The following is a 15,524-nucleotide window of genomic DNA, read 5'->3' as shown; positions in this document are numbered from 1 at the left end:
TGGGGAATAATATGTGGGAACTTGTGAAAGCGGGTGGCTGGTTGATGCTACCCCTTATTTTCTCATCAATTTTTACGGTTGCGATTATCATTGAGCGTTTCATCCGGTTGAAGCGTTCGCAGGTTTTACCTCAAGCACTCCTTGTTCAGGGGGCTGATGTAGAATCAGTTATTTCACATTTAGAACATGATGACGCTCAAAATAGCCCTTTAGGTCGTATCCTAAAAGCGGGCTATGCACATCAAAACCAAGGTGAGCAATTTGCTCGTGCGCAAATGGAAGCCACGGCTTCACAAGAAATCAGTTATCTAGAAAAGAATATCAATTTTTTAGGTACATTAGGTGCAATCGCACCATTACTTGGCTTGTTGGGTACGGTTATTGGCATCATCGAGGCTTTTTTGGTGGTTGATATTGGTTCTTCTGGTAATGCAAGCATGATGATGCCGGGGATTTCGACTGCGTTAATTACCACTGCTGTCGGGATGTTAATTGCTATTCCTGCCATGATTGCGTACCGCTATTTTCAACGAGTAGTTCATGAATATGTTGCTGAGCTAGAGCAACAATCAACATTGTTTCATGCTGCGCTTTTTTATAAAAAAGCAGCGCATGTACAAGAACACCGTCGTGCAAGCTAAGCATAGGTGTCATGATGAAATTTAAACGTTCTCAGGTTGAAGATATTCATATCAATTTGACACCAATGATTGATTGCATGTTATTTATTTTGGTGTTTTTATTGCTTTCAACCACTTTTAGTCAGCAAAGTCGTATAAATCTTACGCTGCCTGATGCGCAAGGCGTTCCGCCGAAACAATTCGATCACAAAATTGAAATCATGGTAGACTCAAAAGGGTATTATTCTGTGAATGGTCAAGCATTATCAAGCAAAGAAATTGCTGACCTAAGCACGGCAATTAAACAAGTTGCCCAAGATCGCCGAGATTTTATGTTCATTATTGCCGCTGATTCAAATGCAGCACATCAAGATGTGATTCGTGTGATGGATGTGGCGGGACAGCTTGGCTTTGTCAATGTCAACATTAGCACTAAAGTTCCAACTAGAGGTTTTACTGAGTGAGTCAAGATTTTAAGGTTTATGTCCGATTATTAGCGTATTTAAAATCTTATTGGGGCGTTGCCTTATTCGTATTGCTTGGTTTTGGGATTAACGCCGCCACAGAAGTATCTGTAGCCAAGTTACTTAAATATATTATTGATGCAATTCAAAGTGGTAGTAGGGCTGACCTAGATTGGTTTCCTGTTTTAATTGTCCTGCTCATGTTCTTTCGTGGCATTGGCTTGTTCCTTGGCGGATATTTTACGGCCGTAATATCTCGGAAATTGGTGTTTAGTATTCGCCAAGAAGTTTATGCGAAACTCTTAAGGCTGCCTGCACAATATTATTTAGACAATACTTCAGGTTATATCAGCGCTAAATTAATGTACAACGTAGAGCAGTTAACGGCTGCCTCGTCAGAGTCATTACAAACTTTAGTCAAAGATGGTTTAATCGTTATTGGACTACTCAGCTACTTATTGTATACCAATTGGCGTTTAACGCTCTGTATTATTATATTTATGCCTGTAATTGGCTTGTTGGTTCGCGTTGCTGCGAAACGGATGCGTAAACTTTCTATTCAAGTGCAAGATACCATGGGTGATGTGAATCACGTGGTACAAGAAACCATTAATGGTAATAATGTTGTAAAAAGTTTTACAGGGGAAGCTTTCGAACAACAACGTTTTTATAAGTCATCTGAAGAGAACCTTCGTCGTGGTTTAAAAATGGTTGTTGTTCAAAATATCAATAGCCCAGTGATTCAATTGGTCTTGTCGTTCGCGATGGCGCTGATTCTTTGGTTGGCTTTGCGTCCACAAATCTTAGGCGACACCTCAGCAGGTGAATTTGTTGCATACATCACTGCGGCAGGGCTGATCTCTAAACCAATTAAAAATTTAACAGATATCAATGAAAAACTGCAACGTGGTTTAGCTGCTGCTCATTCAGTCTTCGAATTATTGGATATGCCAGAAGAAGAGAATAAAGGTCAATTAAAACCTGCATTGAAAGGCAATATTCGATTTGATCATGCAAATTTGCAATATAGCGATGGCACCCATGCGATTAAAGATTTCTCTTTGGATATAAAAGCTGGGCAAACGATTGCATTGGTTGGGCGCTCTGGTGCGGGTAAAACCTCGTTAGTGAATATGTTGCCGCGCTTCCAAGAACTGAGTCGCGGTCAGATTTATTTTGATGATATTCCTGTTCAAGAGATTGAGTTGCTTAGTTTGCGTTCGCAAATTGCGATGGTGAACCAACAAGTGGTGCTATTCAACCGTAGCGTGCGTGACAATATCGCCTATGGACAACTGCAAGATTCAAGTGATGAGCAAATCATTGCAGCGGCGAAAGCAGCCTATGCGCATGACTTTATTATGGAGTTGCCGCATGGGTATGACACCGTTCTAGGTGCACAAGGTTTAAATCTATCTGGTGGTCAACGTCAGCGTATTGCGATTGCCAGAGCAATTTTGAAAAATTCACCGATCTTGATTTTAGATGAAGCAACCAGTGCGCTTGATAATGAGTCCGAATACTTTATTCAACAAGCATTTGATGAGGCGATGCAAGGTCGTACCACGATCGTGATTGCACACCGTCTATCAACAGTTGAAAATGCAGATATTATTGTCGTGATGGACAAAGGTACGATTATAGAGCAGGGTACACACACAGAGTTACTTGCTAAACATGGTATGTACTACCAGTTACATCAGCGTAATTTTGAGGAAGATTAAGCATGTCGATGGCGCAACGTATACAAGATGCTTGGAATGAACAAGCTTCATGGTTAATTGTTTTGCGCCCATTGTCATGGTTATATCGGTTTGGTTTTTGTCTAAATCAAAGCTTGTATAAAGTAGGCATCAAAAGTGTTTATTACGCGCCTGTGCCCATCATGGTGATTGGTAATATTACGGTTGGTGGAAGTGGTAAAACCCCATTGCTGATTGAGTTGGTGAAATATTTACAACAACAAGGCGTACGTGTTGGGGTGATCAGTCGTGGTTATGGCGGACAAGGTCCTTTTCCTGCAAGTGTGGAACAGTCATCTGAGCCCTCCGTTGTTGGTGATGAGCCTTGTTTGATTGTTCAATCGACCGATGTGCCGATGGCTGTTGGGCCAAATCGTCAAGCATCTATAGAGTTGCTGTTGCGAACCGCAGGTGATCTTGATTTGATTATTAGTGATGATGGTCTTCAACACTGGGCTTTAGGTCGTCAGATTGAATGGATTGTATTGGATCAAAACCGTGGTTTAGGTAATGAAAAGCTATTACCTGAAGGGTATTTGCGAGAACCAAAATCAAGATTAAAAAGCAGCACGGTCATCGAGCATACTAAAGTTGCTCAGCCACATAACAATATGTATTTAGATGTTGGACAGCCTTATTTACTCAATACTCACTTGGCGTTAAGTTGGTTTGATGCAAATCAATATTTTAATGCAGTCGTCGGTATTGGCTTTCCACAGCGCTTTTATCAAACATTGAGTAAGCTTGGTGTGAGTCAATATCAAGCACATGAGTTTCCAGATCATTATGATTATGAAGTCGAAGATTTAATCTTTGATTCGCAAGATGCAATTATTACGACCGAAAAAGATGCTGTAAAGTTTAAAAGTTTATTGCAACAGCATCCTGATTTTAATATCCCAATTTGGGTTGTGCCAGTTGAAGCTGTTTTATCATCTGATTGTTATGATTTGTTGAAACAGCAGTTGCAACAAGTCGGTATTCAATTTTCTTAGAGAAACACCATGAAACATATCGTTATACCTGCTCGTTTTGCGAGTTCTCGTTTGCCAGCAAAACCACTTTTATTGATTCATGGTCGTCCGATGATTTTACGTGTGGTCGATCAGGCGAGTAAGGTTGATGGCTTTGATGATTTATGTGTAGCCACTGATGATCCTCGAATTGCTGATGTTTGTCGTGCCGAAGGTGTGGATGTAGTTTTAACCAGTGCCGACCATCCATCTGGGACGGATCGTTTGAGTGAGGTTGCACGTATTAAAGGTTGGGCAGCAGACGATATTATTGTCAATGTTCAAGGTGATGAACCATTGCTTCCTGCACAGCTCGTTAAGCAAGTAACACAGCTTCTTGTTGATAATCCTCAATGTTCAATGTCAACATTGTGCGAGCGAATTTATCATTTAGATGAGTTTCAACGCGATAGTATCGTTAAAGTCGTAATGTCTAATCGCAATGAAGCACTCTATTTTAGTCGTGCCACAATTCCATATGATCGTGATGGCGCGAAAAAAGCTGAAACCAAGGTACATGATCAGGCATTTCGTCATTTAGGTTTATATGCTTATCGAGTGAAATTACTGCAAGAATATGTCACATGGGATCAAGGTCAATTAGAGCAATTAGAAAGTTTAGAGCAACTTCGAGTGCTAGAAAATGGCCATCGTATTGCGATTGCAGTTGCCGAAGCCAACTTACCACCAGGTGTCGATACTCAAGCTGATTTAGATCGACTGAATGCAATGCCAGTGAGTGCATTTGAATAATATGATCGTCGATATCCAGTCTACAAAAGCTTACGCTTGGCATGAACAAACTTGGGAATTGCTGACAACCCGGTTTCCAGAAATAGGGCATGGTCTATTATTCTATGGCAAGCAAGGCTGTGCTAAAAAAGAGTTTGCTGAGCGCTTTGTTGCTTGGATATTATGTGCGAATAAACAGCCACAATCAGCCTGTGGCGAATGTGCAAGCTGTCAATGGTTGAAATCTGATACACATCCGAATTATGTGCACATCACCACAGATGAAGACAATAAAAAACAAAATGCGAAAATTAAAATAGAAAAAATTCGAGATTTACTTCCTTTTGTTCAGCAAACTGGTGAAGGTTGGCGAGTTATCGTGATTGAACCTGCGGAAGCGTTAAATATGGCTTCTGCAAATGCTTTACTGAAAACACTTGAAGAACCGGGTGAGAAAGTCATTTTGATTTTACTTGCCGATCATTATTTAAAATTACCTGCAACGATTCGCAGTCGTTTGCAACGTTTCGCTTTAGATCGCTTAAGTTTGGAAGATGCACAGTCATTTGTGCAACAACAAGTTCCAAACATTGGCACTCAGCATATTTCATTATTGTTAAATCTAGCCAACGGAATGCCATTGACTGCGATTGAAATAGAACAAAGTGGTTGGTTGCAAAAACGCACTTCGTTTTTAAGTGATTGGCTAAAATTAGTTGCTGAAAAAAGTATGCCGTTGCACTATGCCAACAAATGGTCTAAAGAGTTAAGTTTTACAGAATTGATGACCATGTTCGAATATTTATTAGCAGATTTAATCAGTTTTAAGTTGAATCAATCATTGAGAAATGATGATTTAGATTTTCGAGATTTAGCTGAACAATATCATTTAGAACGTTTATTTGCGATTTATGCTGACGTACAACAAAAGAAGCTGATGGTGGCGCAGAATGTACAGTCGCAATTGGTCTTAGATGAGTTATTTATTCAGTTGATGAATGTTGAGCTTGGGTTTTCGCAATAACAAAGTGATGGACTATCATGCTTTTGATTCGCAAGAATCCATATTTTTGTGGCTAATTGGATAGTCACTTTTAAGGTGGGACTGCATTTAAAGATGTTTTGTAAAGATTGTATTTAAATTGTTTTTTATTATAACTTCCGAACTAAAAATATATAAAATGTGAGGTACTTCACAATAATATCAAAAAATAAGGAATATGGTGATGAAAATAAGATCTATAGCTGTTGCATTATCACTTGTAATTTTACCAGCCATTGCAATGGCTGAGCCCAAGTTTGAGTCAAATATCAATGGCTCATCTATTCTGATCAACGCATCTAATCATGGTTCGCAAGCCTATGAGTGCGTGTATAGCTACTCATTTAATCATAACCAACAAAATGCAAAATCGAATCAGTTCAGCGGTAAACTGTATATTGAAGCAGGGGCGCGGCAGATCGCTGTTGTGACACGACATACCGATCAAGCGATTAGTAAACTAAATTTTGATTATAAGTGCACTGAAAAATAAGCCCTTTTAAAATAAATTAAACCGCTCATGATGTATTCTGATGATGAGCGGTTTTTTAGTTTTTGTCATACGCATGATTTGAAAGTTTGGTCTGATGTCGTGTGGCGCAAGGTCTATGTAAAACCCCTAATCTAGCTAAATACAAGCCGTTTTGAGTGTTTTCACAACATTTTGCTGAAACAGCATTTGTTGTTTCTAGGATTGTTTTCTATAATCAAATGATAAATCATGTATAGAAACTAAGTAAGCGGTAATTCAAAGGACGTTTATAAAACAGATCAAAGCGAATTGATAGTTTTTATAAGTTTATCAATGTTGAATGATATTGATAATTTTATGTATTTAACAGGGGAAGGTTATGCAACATCAAATGATGGGTGGGATTATACAGGTCAATATTCCTGATAAGGCTACTCTACAATCAAGCTATATGCCTTTTGTACAAGGCGGTGGATTATTTGTCCCAACTAAACAAGCAGTAAAAATGGGACAGGAAGTTTTTATTTTGGCGACGCTACCAGAGCAATCACAAAAGATCCCGCTCACAGGTAAAGTCATTTGGATCTCGCACAAACAGACACATTTCAAGCCACAAGGTTTTGCGATCCAGTTGGCTGGCGAAAAAGGTGTGTATTATAAGAACGAAGCTGAGAAATTATTGGCAGGTTCTAAAGCAATGGATCGTCCAAGTTATACGATGTAAGCAAAATGAATAGGAAGAAAGAGTGTTTGTTGATACGCATTGCCATTTAACCCTGTTAGATTTGAGTCCGTATGATGGGGATCTAGATCAAGCACTCGCACAAGCTCGACTTGCCGGTGTTTCAAAATTTATGGGAATCTCTGTTGATCTTGATGACCATATTAAACTGGCAGAAATTGCTTCCCGTCATGATGATGTGGGCTATACAGTGGGTGTGCATCCCTGTGAAGATGGTCATGTGATGGCACGTGCGACAACGGACTATTTAGTCGAACTAGCCCAATCCGAAAAGGTCTGGGCTTTGGGAGAGACAGGCTTAGATTATTATCACAGCACAGATTTTGTCGCTGAGCAAAAACAGTGTTTTGCTCGACATATTCAAGCATCAAAAATTGTGAAGAAGCCAGTGGTAGTACATACACGCTCTGCTAAGCACGATACAGTTGATATTATTCAAGCTGAACAATCTAGTCATGGCATATTGCATTGTTTTACTGAAGACTGGGAAACGGCAAAAGCAGTTTTAGATTGTGGTTACTATATTTCGTTTTCTGGCATTATTTCATTTAAAAATGCACAAGATTTGCGTGATGTTGCAAAACAAGTTCCATTAGATCGGGTATTGATTGAAACGGATAGTCCTTATTTGGCGCCTATGCCTTATCGTGGAAAAACCAATGAACCTAAATATGTTCCGTATGTAGCAAAAGCCTTGGCTGATGTATATGATAAAACAGTTGAAGAAATTGGTGTGATTACAACACAGAATTTTGAAAATCTTTTAAATTTTAAATAAACGGTTTTTGTTGTATTAGGAAAGAGAGTTATCACGTGAAAATGGATCGTCAGGCTCAGTTTCGAGCACGAGAAGTATTAATTTTTCAAATCGCTGAGCAACTCCTATTAGAAAATGGCGAAGCGGGCATGACACTTGATGCTCTTGCGGCTGAGTTGGATCTTGCGAAAGGTACGTTATATAAGCACTTTCAGAGTAAAGATGAATTATATATGTTATTGATTATTCGCAATGAACGAATGTTGTTAGAAATGATTCAAGATATAGAAAAAAGTTTTCCTGAACATTTGGCTTTTTTTATGTTGCACCATCTGCATCATCCTGAGCGCACAGCATTATTTCATCAGATAGAAGAGCGTTTATCGACGACAGCACAAGGTATCCAGCAGTTATTTAGTGAGTTGTATAAGATTCGTCGCCAACGTTTACGTATTATTATTCGCATGACGGAAAGTTATTTGCTTGATATTAATAGTGCGATGACGACCCGTGATTATTTAGCATCTATTTGGTCTTTGACCTATGGCGCGGCTGTGATCCTGAACTCAAGTTTTTATCAGCGTTATTTAGGTTCTAGAGATACATTACGAGTGGCTTACATTGAACAAGCTTTGGCGATGCCTAAGCAGCTTGAACAAGTTTCATCTTCGTGACCAATACAATGAAGTCTTCACTGAGGTCGCAACGAGCTTTTACCCTGATTGAGATCATGGTGGTGATTGTGATTATGACCGTCATGACATCGTTGGTGGTCTTGAATATTGGTGGTGTTGATCAACGCCGAGCGATGCAAGCCAGAGAAATGTTTATCCTTGATCTTAAGAAAATTAATAAAGAAGCAACAGATCAGGCGAAAGTTTTTGCATTAAATACCCAGAATGCAACTGATGTTGCGCCATTTAGCTATAACCTATTTGAATATTACGATCAGAGTCATGAACAAATCCAACATGCGGATCGTATTTGGCAGGTTTATAAGGAGTTTAAACCTCGTCAGTTACCGAAAAATGTGTCTTTTAGCATTCAAAGTTTAGATACTGAAAATTATAAAAGAGCACAGAATGACGATCTGTTAGGTGGCAGGGCACCACAACTGATTTGGTTTGGAAATGGCGAGGTGAAGCCTGTTAGAATTCAATTTTATTATGAGCAACGACCGATTGGACATGAGCTGTCGCTGGATCATTTGGGTAAAGTGAATGAAGAAGAATAAGGCTTTTACCTTACTTGAAGTCATGGTCGCACTTGCGATTTTTGCTGTGGCAGCAATTGCATTGACTAAAATTGCAATGCAATACACACAAGCAACGTCAAATGCGATTTTGCGGACCAAAGCTCAATTTGTTGCAATGAATGAAGTTGCAATGATGGAAATGAATAAAGAGTGGTTGGATGGAACGCAAACCAAGCAAGTTTCTTCGCAGGGCGAAACGTGGCAAATTGATAAAAAAGCCGAACCTACAATTAGTCCCAAAATACAACGTATTGAGTTACAGATAAGTTTGTTTAATGTTGATCAGGATAAAGTTGAAGCAGGTATTAGCAATATTGTATTTTTTAACTATCCTGAACAAGCGAAGACATGATGAAACATAAACAGCAAGCCTTTACCTTGGTGGAATTGCTGGTTGCGATTGCGATTTTTGCTGTGCTTTCGATGTTGGGTTGGAAGGTGTTTGACTATTTGCTGAAAGTCAAAGATCGTAATGCAGAACATGAAATGCATTTATTCGCGTTACAGGATGCTTACCAACAGGTTTTAAGAGATAGCTTACAAATTATACCCTTGACTGCCAATGATGGACGACAACTGCAAGCCGCTGTGCTGTTAAATGATCAAAGCTTTATGTTCAGTAAAGCTGGTGTGTCAGATCCATTGAAACAAGGCTTATCACCATACGAACGTATAGAATATCGTTTTGATGAAGCACAAAAAAAAGTATATCGCTTGAAATATGCAAATTTAAATATCCCAAATCGTGTGCAGCCGATCTCAAGTACTTTGTTGGAAAATGTTGATCAGTTTAAAGTACTGGTATTGAACCCTCAAGAATTGTCTGAGTGGCCAGAAAACACGGGTGATCCAAATAATGTGAATGAACTAAAAAAATTACCATTAGGTTTTAAAATACAGCTCACGGTCGCAGGTACAGACTATGAGTGGATATATAGCTTGGTCAGCAACAATCAGGGTGGTCAGTAATTGCTATGAAGACATACGCGTCTCAACGTGGTATTGCATTGCTTACGATCTTGGTTATGGTTGCGCTCGCGACGATTCTTGCAGCAACCATCGCAAAACGACAAAGCAATAGTGCTGAGAATACAGGCTATTTGATGCGTCAAAATCAATCTTTGCTTTATGCTAAAAGTGCTGAGGCATTTTTCTCAGAGTTGCTAATACAAGATAGTGACAATGGTAACAATATTGATCATTTACAGGAGAATTGGGCCAAACCAATGCCATCATTTCCTGTTGATGGTGGTACTGTTCAAGGTCGTTTAGTGGATGAATCTGGAAAATTCAACTTAAATAATTTGGTAAAAGCAAATGGCAATGAAGTTGATGATTTAGCACGGCGTTGGTTTGAAAAACTTTTACAGCGTGTTGGTTTGCCTGCAGAGCTAAGCCAAGCTGTGATTGATTGGCAAGATACTGATGATGAAACAACAGGTGCGATGGGTGCTGAGAATAATTATTATCAAGGATTAGATCCTTCTTATCTAGCTCCAAATACCAAATTTCATAGTGTTGAAGAATTGAAGTTGGTTCGGGGCTTCGAAGGGAAAAACTACGATTTGATTAAGCAATATATTACGGCATTGCCAGAACCAACTAAAATTAATATGAATACGGCACCTGCATTATTGCTCGCAAGTATTGATCCAAGCGTCGATGTAAATGCTGTTGAGCAAGAATTAAAAACAAAACAAGCTGATTTATCATATTTCAATAATGTTGAAGATTTATGGAAGCTCAATGCTTTTTCAGGAATAGAGCAGCAAAATAAGGCAGATGCGGCGACGTGGTTAGACAGTAAATCCTCTTTTTTTACTGCACAAATAGAAGTTGTTTTAAGTGAGCGCAAGCGCCAATTTAGCAGCTCAATGCACCGTCAAGATAAACAAGTTACTGTCTATTCGAGAAGTCTTGCCCCTTTTAAGTGATTAGATTGGATTATTGAATAGTCACAAGATTTAAATTCAATCCCAATGCTTGTTTTTTTGCTTTATAATAAAGCCTGTTTGCAAAAAAGATCAGCTTGGTGCATGTTAATTCGTAAATTATTTAAGTTTGAAAACGCGCATATCGTACGGAATTGTACATCGGATCGCTGTAAGCGTTCGATTCATGGGCATAGCTATAAAGTTGAATTATTACTAAAAGCGTCAAAGTTAGATCATGGGCAAATGGTTTATGATTTTGGGCTACTGAAAGGCGTGATTAAAGAACTATTTGATAGTTTTGATCATGCGATTTGTTATTGGCAAAAAGACGATGCTGCGTATATTGATGCATGCAAAACCTTTAGCGCACGTTGGGTGGCTTTGCCTGTTTCACCATCAGCAGAACAATTTTCTCGTATTTTCTTTTTTCTTGCGCAACAGGTATTAAATTCAACAGTTACCCAGAATGGCGAAGGGGATGTTGAGGTTTATTCGGTGATTGTTCACGAAACTGATACGGGTTATGCACAAAGTTTTCAAGAAGATATTGATAATGAACAAATGGGCATGTTGAGCCTAGATCAAATCGTTTTCTCAGAGCAGGTTCAAAGTGAGTGGAGTGATCCACAAATGTATGAGCGCTTGAAAAAGGGAATCAGATTTCAAAACCCGAATGTAGAACTACAAGTTAATATTTAAGTACGTCACTCACTCAAGGGAGTGAATTTATTTCAAGGAATATTGATGCAATTTACTGAACAGCAACAGGACAAGTTAAGTAAAGTTCAGCTGGATGAGTCATGGAAAGTCTCATTGTCCGAGTTTCTGCTCAGTCAGAAAATGGATCATTTACGCGCGTTCTTGCAACAACAAAGACTTGCTGAGAAGACGATTTACCCACCAAGCAAACATATTTTTAATGCATTAAATACAACGCCTTTGAGTGCAGTAAAGGTCGTGATTTTAGGTCAAGATCCATATCATGGTCCAAATCAAGCCAATGGTTTAAGTTTTTCTGTACAAAGAGGTGTTGCATTACCACCTTCTTTGCGTAATATTTTTCATGAGTTACACAGTGATTTGGCTGTGCCTATTTCTCGACATGGTGATTTGAGCAAGTGGGCAGCGCAGGGTGTGTTGTTGTTGAATAGTGTACTGACCGTAGAGGCAGGACAACCCACTTCACATCAAAAACAAGGCTGGGAAGATTTTACTGATGCTGTGATTGATGTGCTAAATGAGCAACGAGAGCATGTGGTGTTTGTTTTATGGGGTGCTTATGCGCAGCGTAAAGGACAACGTATTGATCGCAACAAACATCTTGTATTAAGCGCAGCTCATCCATCACCTTTGGCGGCAAACCGCGGTGGTTTTTTTGGCTGTAAAGTATTTTCTAAAAGCAATCATTATTTGAAACAACATGGCATTGAGCCTATAGACTGGCAATTGGACGCATAATGACTTCTCCTGATTTAAATAGCTATCATCCTGATTTGGTTATTGAGCAAGAAAAAAATGGTTGGCGAGTCATTCGTCTTAATCGACCAAAATCTTTACATGCATTAGATGAGTCTATTGTAAGTGCACTTTTTCGCGTCTTTGAACACTTTCATGATGATGAAAGTGTCAAAGCAATTTGGTTAGACTCAACTACACCTAAAGCCTTTTGCGCGGGTGGCGATGTGCGTAAACTTCGTCAACTGGTTGTAAATAATGAGGTTAATACTGCAAATAAATTCTTCGAGCAAGAATATGCATTAGACTTATTGCTTCACAATTATGCTAAACCGATTGTGGTATGGGGTGAAGGTTATGTAATGGGTGGTGGGCTTGGTCTATTTATGGCTGCACCATTTCGTTTGGTTACACCTTATTCACGTTTGGCTATGCCAGAAATCAATATCGGTTTATATCCAGATGTCGGTGGAAGTCGATTCCTTGCAGATCGAGGGCAAATTGGGCTATTTACGGGTTTAACTGGTTCAATTATGACTGCAGCAGGTGCATTTAGCATCGGCTGGGCAACTCATATTTGTGAAGCGCAGCGTGATAATGTCTTGCAAAAAGTCTTAAATGTAGACTGGAATCATTATCCAGCAGGTGCTTTCCGTGCCATTGATGACACATTAAATAGTCTTCACCGTCCGGTTGCCGCAGGTCCTTTGCAAAATTCGATCGATGTTATTCACAGTGTTTGTCGTGGTCAAAACTTTGAATTTGATTATCAAGCAATTATTGGGTTGAGTGAGGCAAGCAGTGATTGGTTGCGCCAAGCAAGTGAGAATCTGCAAAAAGGCTCGCCAAGTACGGCCGCTATTACTTGGTTGCTTTGGCAGTGGGGTAAACAAGGACATGCTTGGGATGAAGTTTTTGCGCTAGAAGCTCAGATTTCTGATTGGAAAATCCGTCATCCTGACTTTGTAGAAGGCGTACGTGCGCGCTTAGTAGATAAAGATCTTTCTCCAGAATGGAAAGCGACCGAGAACATCACCTTAAAAGATATTTTGTCTGATTGCCCTCCTGTGACCAATATTGATAGTTGGAATGCGTTATTAAGACAATACGGTATTATTGTTTAAGGCGTATGAGCGAAAATAATAGTAATGATGAATTTTGGATGCAGTTTGCTTATGAGCAGGCTGCATTAGCGGCAGCTCAGGGTGAGATTCCTGTTGGTGCTGTTATTGTCAGCCAAGGTGAGATAATTGGGGCAGGCTATAATGCACCAATTAAACTTTCTGACCCGACGGCACATGCTGAGATTCAAGCGCTACGTATGGCCTGTCAATCTTTGAATAATTACCGCCTGCCAGATGATGCCACACTTTATGTCACGCTCGAGCCTTGCACCATGTGTGTGGGAGCTTTAATTCATTCACGTGTTCAACGTGTTGTTTTTGCAACCACAGAGCCTAAGGCAGGTTCACTGGTCAGTGCCCGTCAACTGCTTGAAAATGGTTACTACAACCATAAATTTGTCTTTGAACAAGGTTGCTTGCAAGCGCAATGTTCAACCCAACTTAGTGATTTTTTTAAACAAAGAAGAAGTGAAAAGAAGCAAAACCGTTTATCAAAAAACGTCCTAAAATGATTAAAAATGTCTTAGCTGTTATGGCAAACTAAGCCTCCGATGATTTTGGTTTAATCAAAAAGGCGAAACTATGCGTAATGCAATCACCATACAAAAAGAATTCAATGCACCTATTTCTGAGGTTTTTGACTTGTTGTCAAAACACGCGACTTATAATAAAGCGTTTGCACCGTTACAAGTGGTGCGAGTAAAAGACTCTGCCGATCCTGAACGTCCAGATGGTATTGGTTCAATTCGTCGTATGGGTTTTGGTCCAATTAAACCACTGCAAGAAGAAATCACGTTGTTGGAAGAAAACCAGCGCATTGAATACAAGTTAATCAATAATCCGTTGGTTAAGCACCATTTAGGGCAAATTGATTTCAAAGAAATCACCCCCTATATCACTTTGGTAACCTATAAGATTGAATTTACAGCAAAAGCACCTTTTGTAAGCAAATTAGTTCTTGCACAACTCAAAGCAGCGATTACACTAGGTTTTTCAAAATTAGCGAAATCAGTTGCCGCATAAGAGATGGGAATGACAGTTCATATTATTACGATTGATGGTCCAAGTGGATCTGGTAAAGGGACTTTGGCTGCAAAAATTGCTGCTCATTATCATTATAATTTATTAGATTCTGGCGCACTTTATCGTCTACTTGGGCTGTCATTGTTTCAACAAGGCTTGCTCGACCAATTAGATGTAAAATTAGAACAATGTATTGATTGTGCAATAAATTTAGATATTGAGTTCAAAACGACGGATACAGCTACACTCACCTTATTGGATGGGATTGATGTCACCAATACCATCAGGACTGAGCAGGTTGGCGAGTATGCGTCTAGAGTTGCAGTTGTTCCTGAATTGCGTAAAGCATTATTTGAGCGCCAGCGTGCATTTATCCAAACGCCTGGCTTGGTTGCCGATGGTCGTGATATGGCGACATCGATCTTTCCAGAAGCTCAAGCTAAAATTTATTTGACGGCATCGGCTGAGTCTCGTGCAGAGCGCCGTGTAAAACAGTTGCAGGGCATGGGGCTTGATGCTAAAATAAGCGACATTTTATCTAACATACAGGCTAGGGATAAAAGAGATATGGAGCGTACAGTTGCTCCTCTTAGACCCGCTGACGATGCGTATGTCATTGATAGTTCTACAATAGGTATCAATGAAGTATTTCAGTTGATGGTTGACTATATCAATAGCCGTATAAAATAGATACACAATTTTTTATCAGTTGAAGCATTGCTTGATCAGATTTTTTGGACAATGTAACAACTTAACTAAACCGGCCTTGTCTGATCCAAGACCGCGGACTTTATCAGGTATATCATGACCGAATCTTTTGCAGCCCTCTTTGAAGAAAGTGAATTAAACCTCAACGTTGAAAAGGGTGCAGTCATCCAAGGTACTGTTGTTAGTATCGATTCTGACTGGGTAACTGTTGACACTGGCCTTAAATCTGAAGGCGTTGTTGATCGTGCTGAATTTTTAAATGAACAACGTGAACTTGAAGTTCAAGTTGGTGATACTGTTGACGTAGTGGTTGAAGCACTTGACAACGGTATGGGTCAAACTGTTTTATCACGTGAAAAAGCAAAACGTGCTGAAACTTGGACTAAGCTTGAGAAAATCTTTGAAGATGGCGAAATCGTTACTGGTGTTATCTCTGGTAAG

The 15,524-nt window shown here is 39.5% G+C and carries 21 protein-coding genes; all 21 read left to right on the top strand.

The genetic code is table 11. From position 1 onward, the window contains the following. Window positions 1–11: 11 nt before the first annotated feature. The gene (locus tag J2Y37_RS05920) at window positions 12–641 is read left to right on the top strand and encodes a MotA/TolQ/ExbB proton channel family protein (RefSeq protein WP_004671406.1); all 630 of its coding nucleotides are present in this window, start codon (window positions 12–14) and stop codon (window positions 639–641) included. 14 nt (window positions 642–655) lie between these two features. Then, the gene (locus J2Y37_RS05915; protein ID WP_004671404.1) at window positions 656–1,084 is read left to right on the top strand and encodes a biopolymer transporter ExbD; all 429 of its coding nucleotides are present in this window, start codon (window positions 656–658) and stop codon (window positions 1,082–1,084) included. Further along, complete coding sequence (msbA, locus tag J2Y37_RS05910; protein ID WP_349032203.1) at window positions 1,081–2,808, top strand: lipid A export permease/ATP-binding protein MsbA; 1,728 nt, start codon at window positions 1,081–1,083, stop codon at window positions 2,806–2,808. Before J2Y37_RS05915 ends, msbA begins: the two co-directional genes overlap by 4 nt. 2 nt (window positions 2,809–2,810) lie before the next feature. Continuing rightward, a complete protein-coding gene (gene lpxK / locus J2Y37_RS05905; protein ID WP_349032202.1) occupies window positions 2,811–3,821 on the top strand; it encodes a tetraacyldisaccharide 4'-kinase in 1,011 nt (336 codons plus the stop codon). 9 nt (window positions 3,822–3,830) lie between these two features. After that, window positions 3,831–4,592 (top strand): 3-deoxy-manno-octulosonate cytidylyltransferase, encoded by a 762-nt coding sequence (gene kdsB / locus J2Y37_RS05900; RefSeq protein ID WP_349032201.1) that lies wholly within the window; start codon window positions 3,831–3,833, stop codon window positions 4,590–4,592. Between the two features lies 1 nt (window position 4,593). Continuing rightward, window positions 4,594–5,595, top strand: coding sequence for a DNA polymerase III subunit delta' (locus J2Y37_RS05895; RefSeq protein ID WP_349032354.1), 1,002 nt, complete (start codon window positions 4,594–4,596; stop codon window positions 5,593–5,595). A gap of 202 nt (window positions 5,596–5,797) precedes the next feature. Continuing rightward, the gene (locus J2Y37_RS05890; protein WP_004671393.1) at window positions 5,798–6,106 is read left to right on the top strand and encodes a hypothetical protein; all 309 of its coding nucleotides are present in this window, start codon (window positions 5,798–5,800) and stop codon (window positions 6,104–6,106) included. Window positions 6,107–6,464: 358 nt separating this feature from the next. Beyond that, entirely contained in the window at window positions 6,465–6,809 is a 345-nt protein-coding gene (locus tag J2Y37_RS05885) for a PilZ domain-containing protein (protein WP_004671391.1), read from the top strand. A 22-nt stretch (window positions 6,810–6,831) separates the two neighbouring features. Beyond that, window positions 6,832–7,605 (top strand): TatD family hydrolase, encoded by a 774-nt coding sequence (locus tag J2Y37_RS05880; RefSeq protein WP_349032200.1) that lies wholly within the window; start codon window positions 6,832–6,834, stop codon window positions 7,603–7,605. 41 nt (window positions 7,606–7,646) lie between these two features. Next, complete coding sequence (locus J2Y37_RS05875; protein WP_171063481.1) at window positions 7,647–8,258, top strand: TetR/AcrR family transcriptional regulator; 612 nt, start codon at window positions 7,647–7,649, stop codon at window positions 8,256–8,258. Window positions 8,259–8,266: 8 nt separating this feature from the next. Beyond that, window positions 8,267–8,818, top strand: a complete 552-nt coding sequence (locus J2Y37_RS05870) for a type II secretion system protein (protein ID WP_241324007.1) — start codon at window positions 8,267–8,269, stop codon at window positions 8,816–8,818. Next, a complete protein-coding gene (gspI, locus tag J2Y37_RS05865) occupies window positions 8,805–9,191 on the top strand; it encodes a type II secretion system minor pseudopilin GspI (protein ID WP_349032199.1) in 387 nt (128 codons plus the stop codon). The genes J2Y37_RS05870 and gspI overlap by 14 nt, the downstream gene beginning before the upstream one ends. After that, a complete protein-coding gene (gene gspJ, locus J2Y37_RS05860) occupies window positions 9,188–9,808 on the top strand; it encodes a type II secretion system minor pseudopilin GspJ (protein ID WP_349032198.1) in 621 nt (206 codons plus the stop codon). The genes gspI and gspJ overlap by 4 nt, the downstream gene beginning before the upstream one ends. A 5-nt stretch (window positions 9,809–9,813) precedes the next feature. After that, window positions 9,814–10,773, top strand: a complete 960-nt coding sequence (gene gspK, locus J2Y37_RS05855) for a type II secretion system minor pseudopilin GspK (RefSeq protein WP_349032197.1) — start codon at window positions 9,814–9,816, stop codon at window positions 10,771–10,773. A gap of 102 nt (window positions 10,774–10,875) precedes the next feature. After that, window positions 10,876–11,472 carry a 6-carboxytetrahydropterin synthase gene (locus tag J2Y37_RS05850; RefSeq protein ID WP_005197174.1) on the top strand — a complete coding sequence of 199 codons (597 nt, stop codon included), beginning with the start codon at window positions 10,876–10,878 and terminating at the stop codon, window positions 11,470–11,472. A 45-nt stretch (window positions 11,473–11,517) separates the two neighbouring features. Next, on the top strand, window positions 11,518–12,231 hold the full coding sequence (gene ung, locus J2Y37_RS05845) for a uracil-DNA glycosylase (protein WP_004671382.1): 714 nt from the start codon (window positions 11,518–11,520) through the stop codon (window positions 12,229–12,231). Continuing rightward, the gene (locus tag J2Y37_RS05840) at window positions 12,231–13,352 is read left to right on the top strand and encodes an enoyl-CoA hydratase/isomerase family protein (protein WP_004671381.1); all 1,122 of its coding nucleotides are present in this window, start codon (window positions 12,231–12,233) and stop codon (window positions 13,350–13,352) included. The genes ung and J2Y37_RS05840 overlap by 1 nt, the downstream gene beginning before the upstream one ends. Before the next feature lie 5 nt (window positions 13,353–13,357). Further along, window positions 13,358–13,864 (top strand): tRNA adenosine(34) deaminase TadA, encoded by a 507-nt coding sequence (gene tadA, locus J2Y37_RS05835; protein ID WP_349032196.1) that lies wholly within the window; start codon window positions 13,358–13,360, stop codon window positions 13,862–13,864. Window positions 13,865–13,934: 70 nt separating this feature from the next. Then, window positions 13,935–14,375, top strand: coding sequence for an SRPBCC family protein (locus J2Y37_RS05830; protein WP_004671377.1), 441 nt, complete (start codon window positions 13,935–13,937; stop codon window positions 14,373–14,375). A gap of 9 nt (window positions 14,376–14,384) precedes the next feature. Then, window positions 14,385–15,065 (top strand): (d)CMP kinase, encoded by a 681-nt coding sequence (gene cmk, locus J2Y37_RS05825; protein ID WP_349032195.1) that lies wholly within the window; start codon window positions 14,385–14,387, stop codon window positions 15,063–15,065. 114 nt (window positions 15,066–15,179) lie between these two features. Further along, window positions 15,180–15,524: S1 RNA-binding domain-containing protein (locus J2Y37_RS05820; protein WP_349032194.1), on the top strand; the 345-nt coding region annotated here is incomplete at its 3' end.

It is taken from the genome of Acinetobacter sp. 3657, assembly GCF_031456775.1.
Taxonomy (GTDB): Bacteria; Pseudomonadota; Gammaproteobacteria; order Pseudomonadales; family Moraxellaceae; genus Acinetobacter.
Note: the sequence above shows the minus strand (reverse complement) of the source record. Positions and strands in the feature narration are given on the sequence as shown.

What these genes read in the sequence shown, in the direction of transcription:
- J2Y37_RS05885 (WP_004671391.1), top strand. Translation starts at nt 6,465, where the DNA reads ATGCAACATCAAATGATGGGTGGGATTATACAGGTCAATATTCCTGAT.
- J2Y37_RS05870 (WP_241324007.1), top strand. Translation starts at nt 8,267, where the DNA reads ATGAAGTCTTCACTGAGGTCGCAACGAGCTTTTACCCTGATTGAGATC.
- J2Y37_RS05890 (WP_004671393.1), top strand. Translation starts at nt 5,798, where the DNA reads ATGAAAATAAGATCTATAGCTGTTGCATTATCACTTGTAATTTTACCA.
- cmk (WP_349032195.1), top strand. Translation starts at nt 14,385, where the DNA reads ATGACAGTTCATATTATTACGATTGATGGTCCAAGTGGATCTGGTAAA.
- J2Y37_RS05875 (WP_171063481.1), top strand. Translation starts at nt 7,647, where the DNA reads ATGGATCGTCAGGCTCAGTTTCGAGCACGAGAAGTATTAATTTTTCAA.
- gspJ (WP_349032198.1), top strand. Translation starts at nt 9,188, where the DNA reads ATGATGAAACATAAACAGCAAGCCTTTACCTTGGTGGAATTGCTGGTT.
- kdsB (WP_349032201.1), top strand. Translation starts at nt 3,831, where the DNA reads ATGAAACATATCGTTATACCTGCTCGTTTTGCGAGTTCTCGTTTGCCA.
- J2Y37_RS05895 (WP_349032354.1), top strand. Translation starts at nt 4,594, where the DNA reads ATGATCGTCGATATCCAGTCTACAAAAGCTTACGCTTGGCATGAACAA.
- ung (WP_004671382.1), top strand. Translation starts at nt 11,518, where the DNA reads ATGCAATTTACTGAACAGCAACAGGACAAGTTAAGTAAAGTTCAGCTG.
- J2Y37_RS05915 (WP_004671404.1), top strand. Translation starts at nt 656, where the DNA reads ATGAAATTTAAACGTTCTCAGGTTGAAGATATTCATATCAATTTGACA.
- lpxK (WP_349032202.1), top strand. Translation starts at nt 2,811, where the DNA reads ATGTCGATGGCGCAACGTATACAAGATGCTTGGAATGAACAAGCTTCA.
- J2Y37_RS05840 (WP_004671381.1), top strand. Translation starts at nt 12,231, where the DNA reads ATGACTTCTCCTGATTTAAATAGCTATCATCCTGATTTGGTTATTGAG.
- J2Y37_RS05830 (WP_004671377.1), top strand. Translation starts at nt 13,935, where the DNA reads ATGCGTAATGCAATCACCATACAAAAAGAATTCAATGCACCTATTTCT.
- J2Y37_RS05850 (WP_005197174.1), top strand. Translation starts at nt 10,876, where the DNA reads ATGTTAATTCGTAAATTATTTAAGTTTGAAAACGCGCATATCGTACGG.
- gspK (WP_349032197.1), top strand. Translation starts at nt 9,814, where the DNA reads ATGAAGACATACGCGTCTCAACGTGGTATTGCATTGCTTACGATCTTG.
- gspI (WP_349032199.1), top strand. Translation starts at nt 8,805, where the DNA reads ATGAAGAAGAATAAGGCTTTTACCTTACTTGAAGTCATGGTCGCACTT.
- J2Y37_RS05920 (WP_004671406.1), top strand. Translation starts at nt 12, where the DNA reads ATGTGGGAACTTGTGAAAGCGGGTGGCTGGTTGATGCTACCCCTTATT.
- tadA (WP_349032196.1), top strand. Translation starts at nt 13,358, where the DNA reads ATGAGCGAAAATAATAGTAATGATGAATTTTGGATGCAGTTTGCTTAT.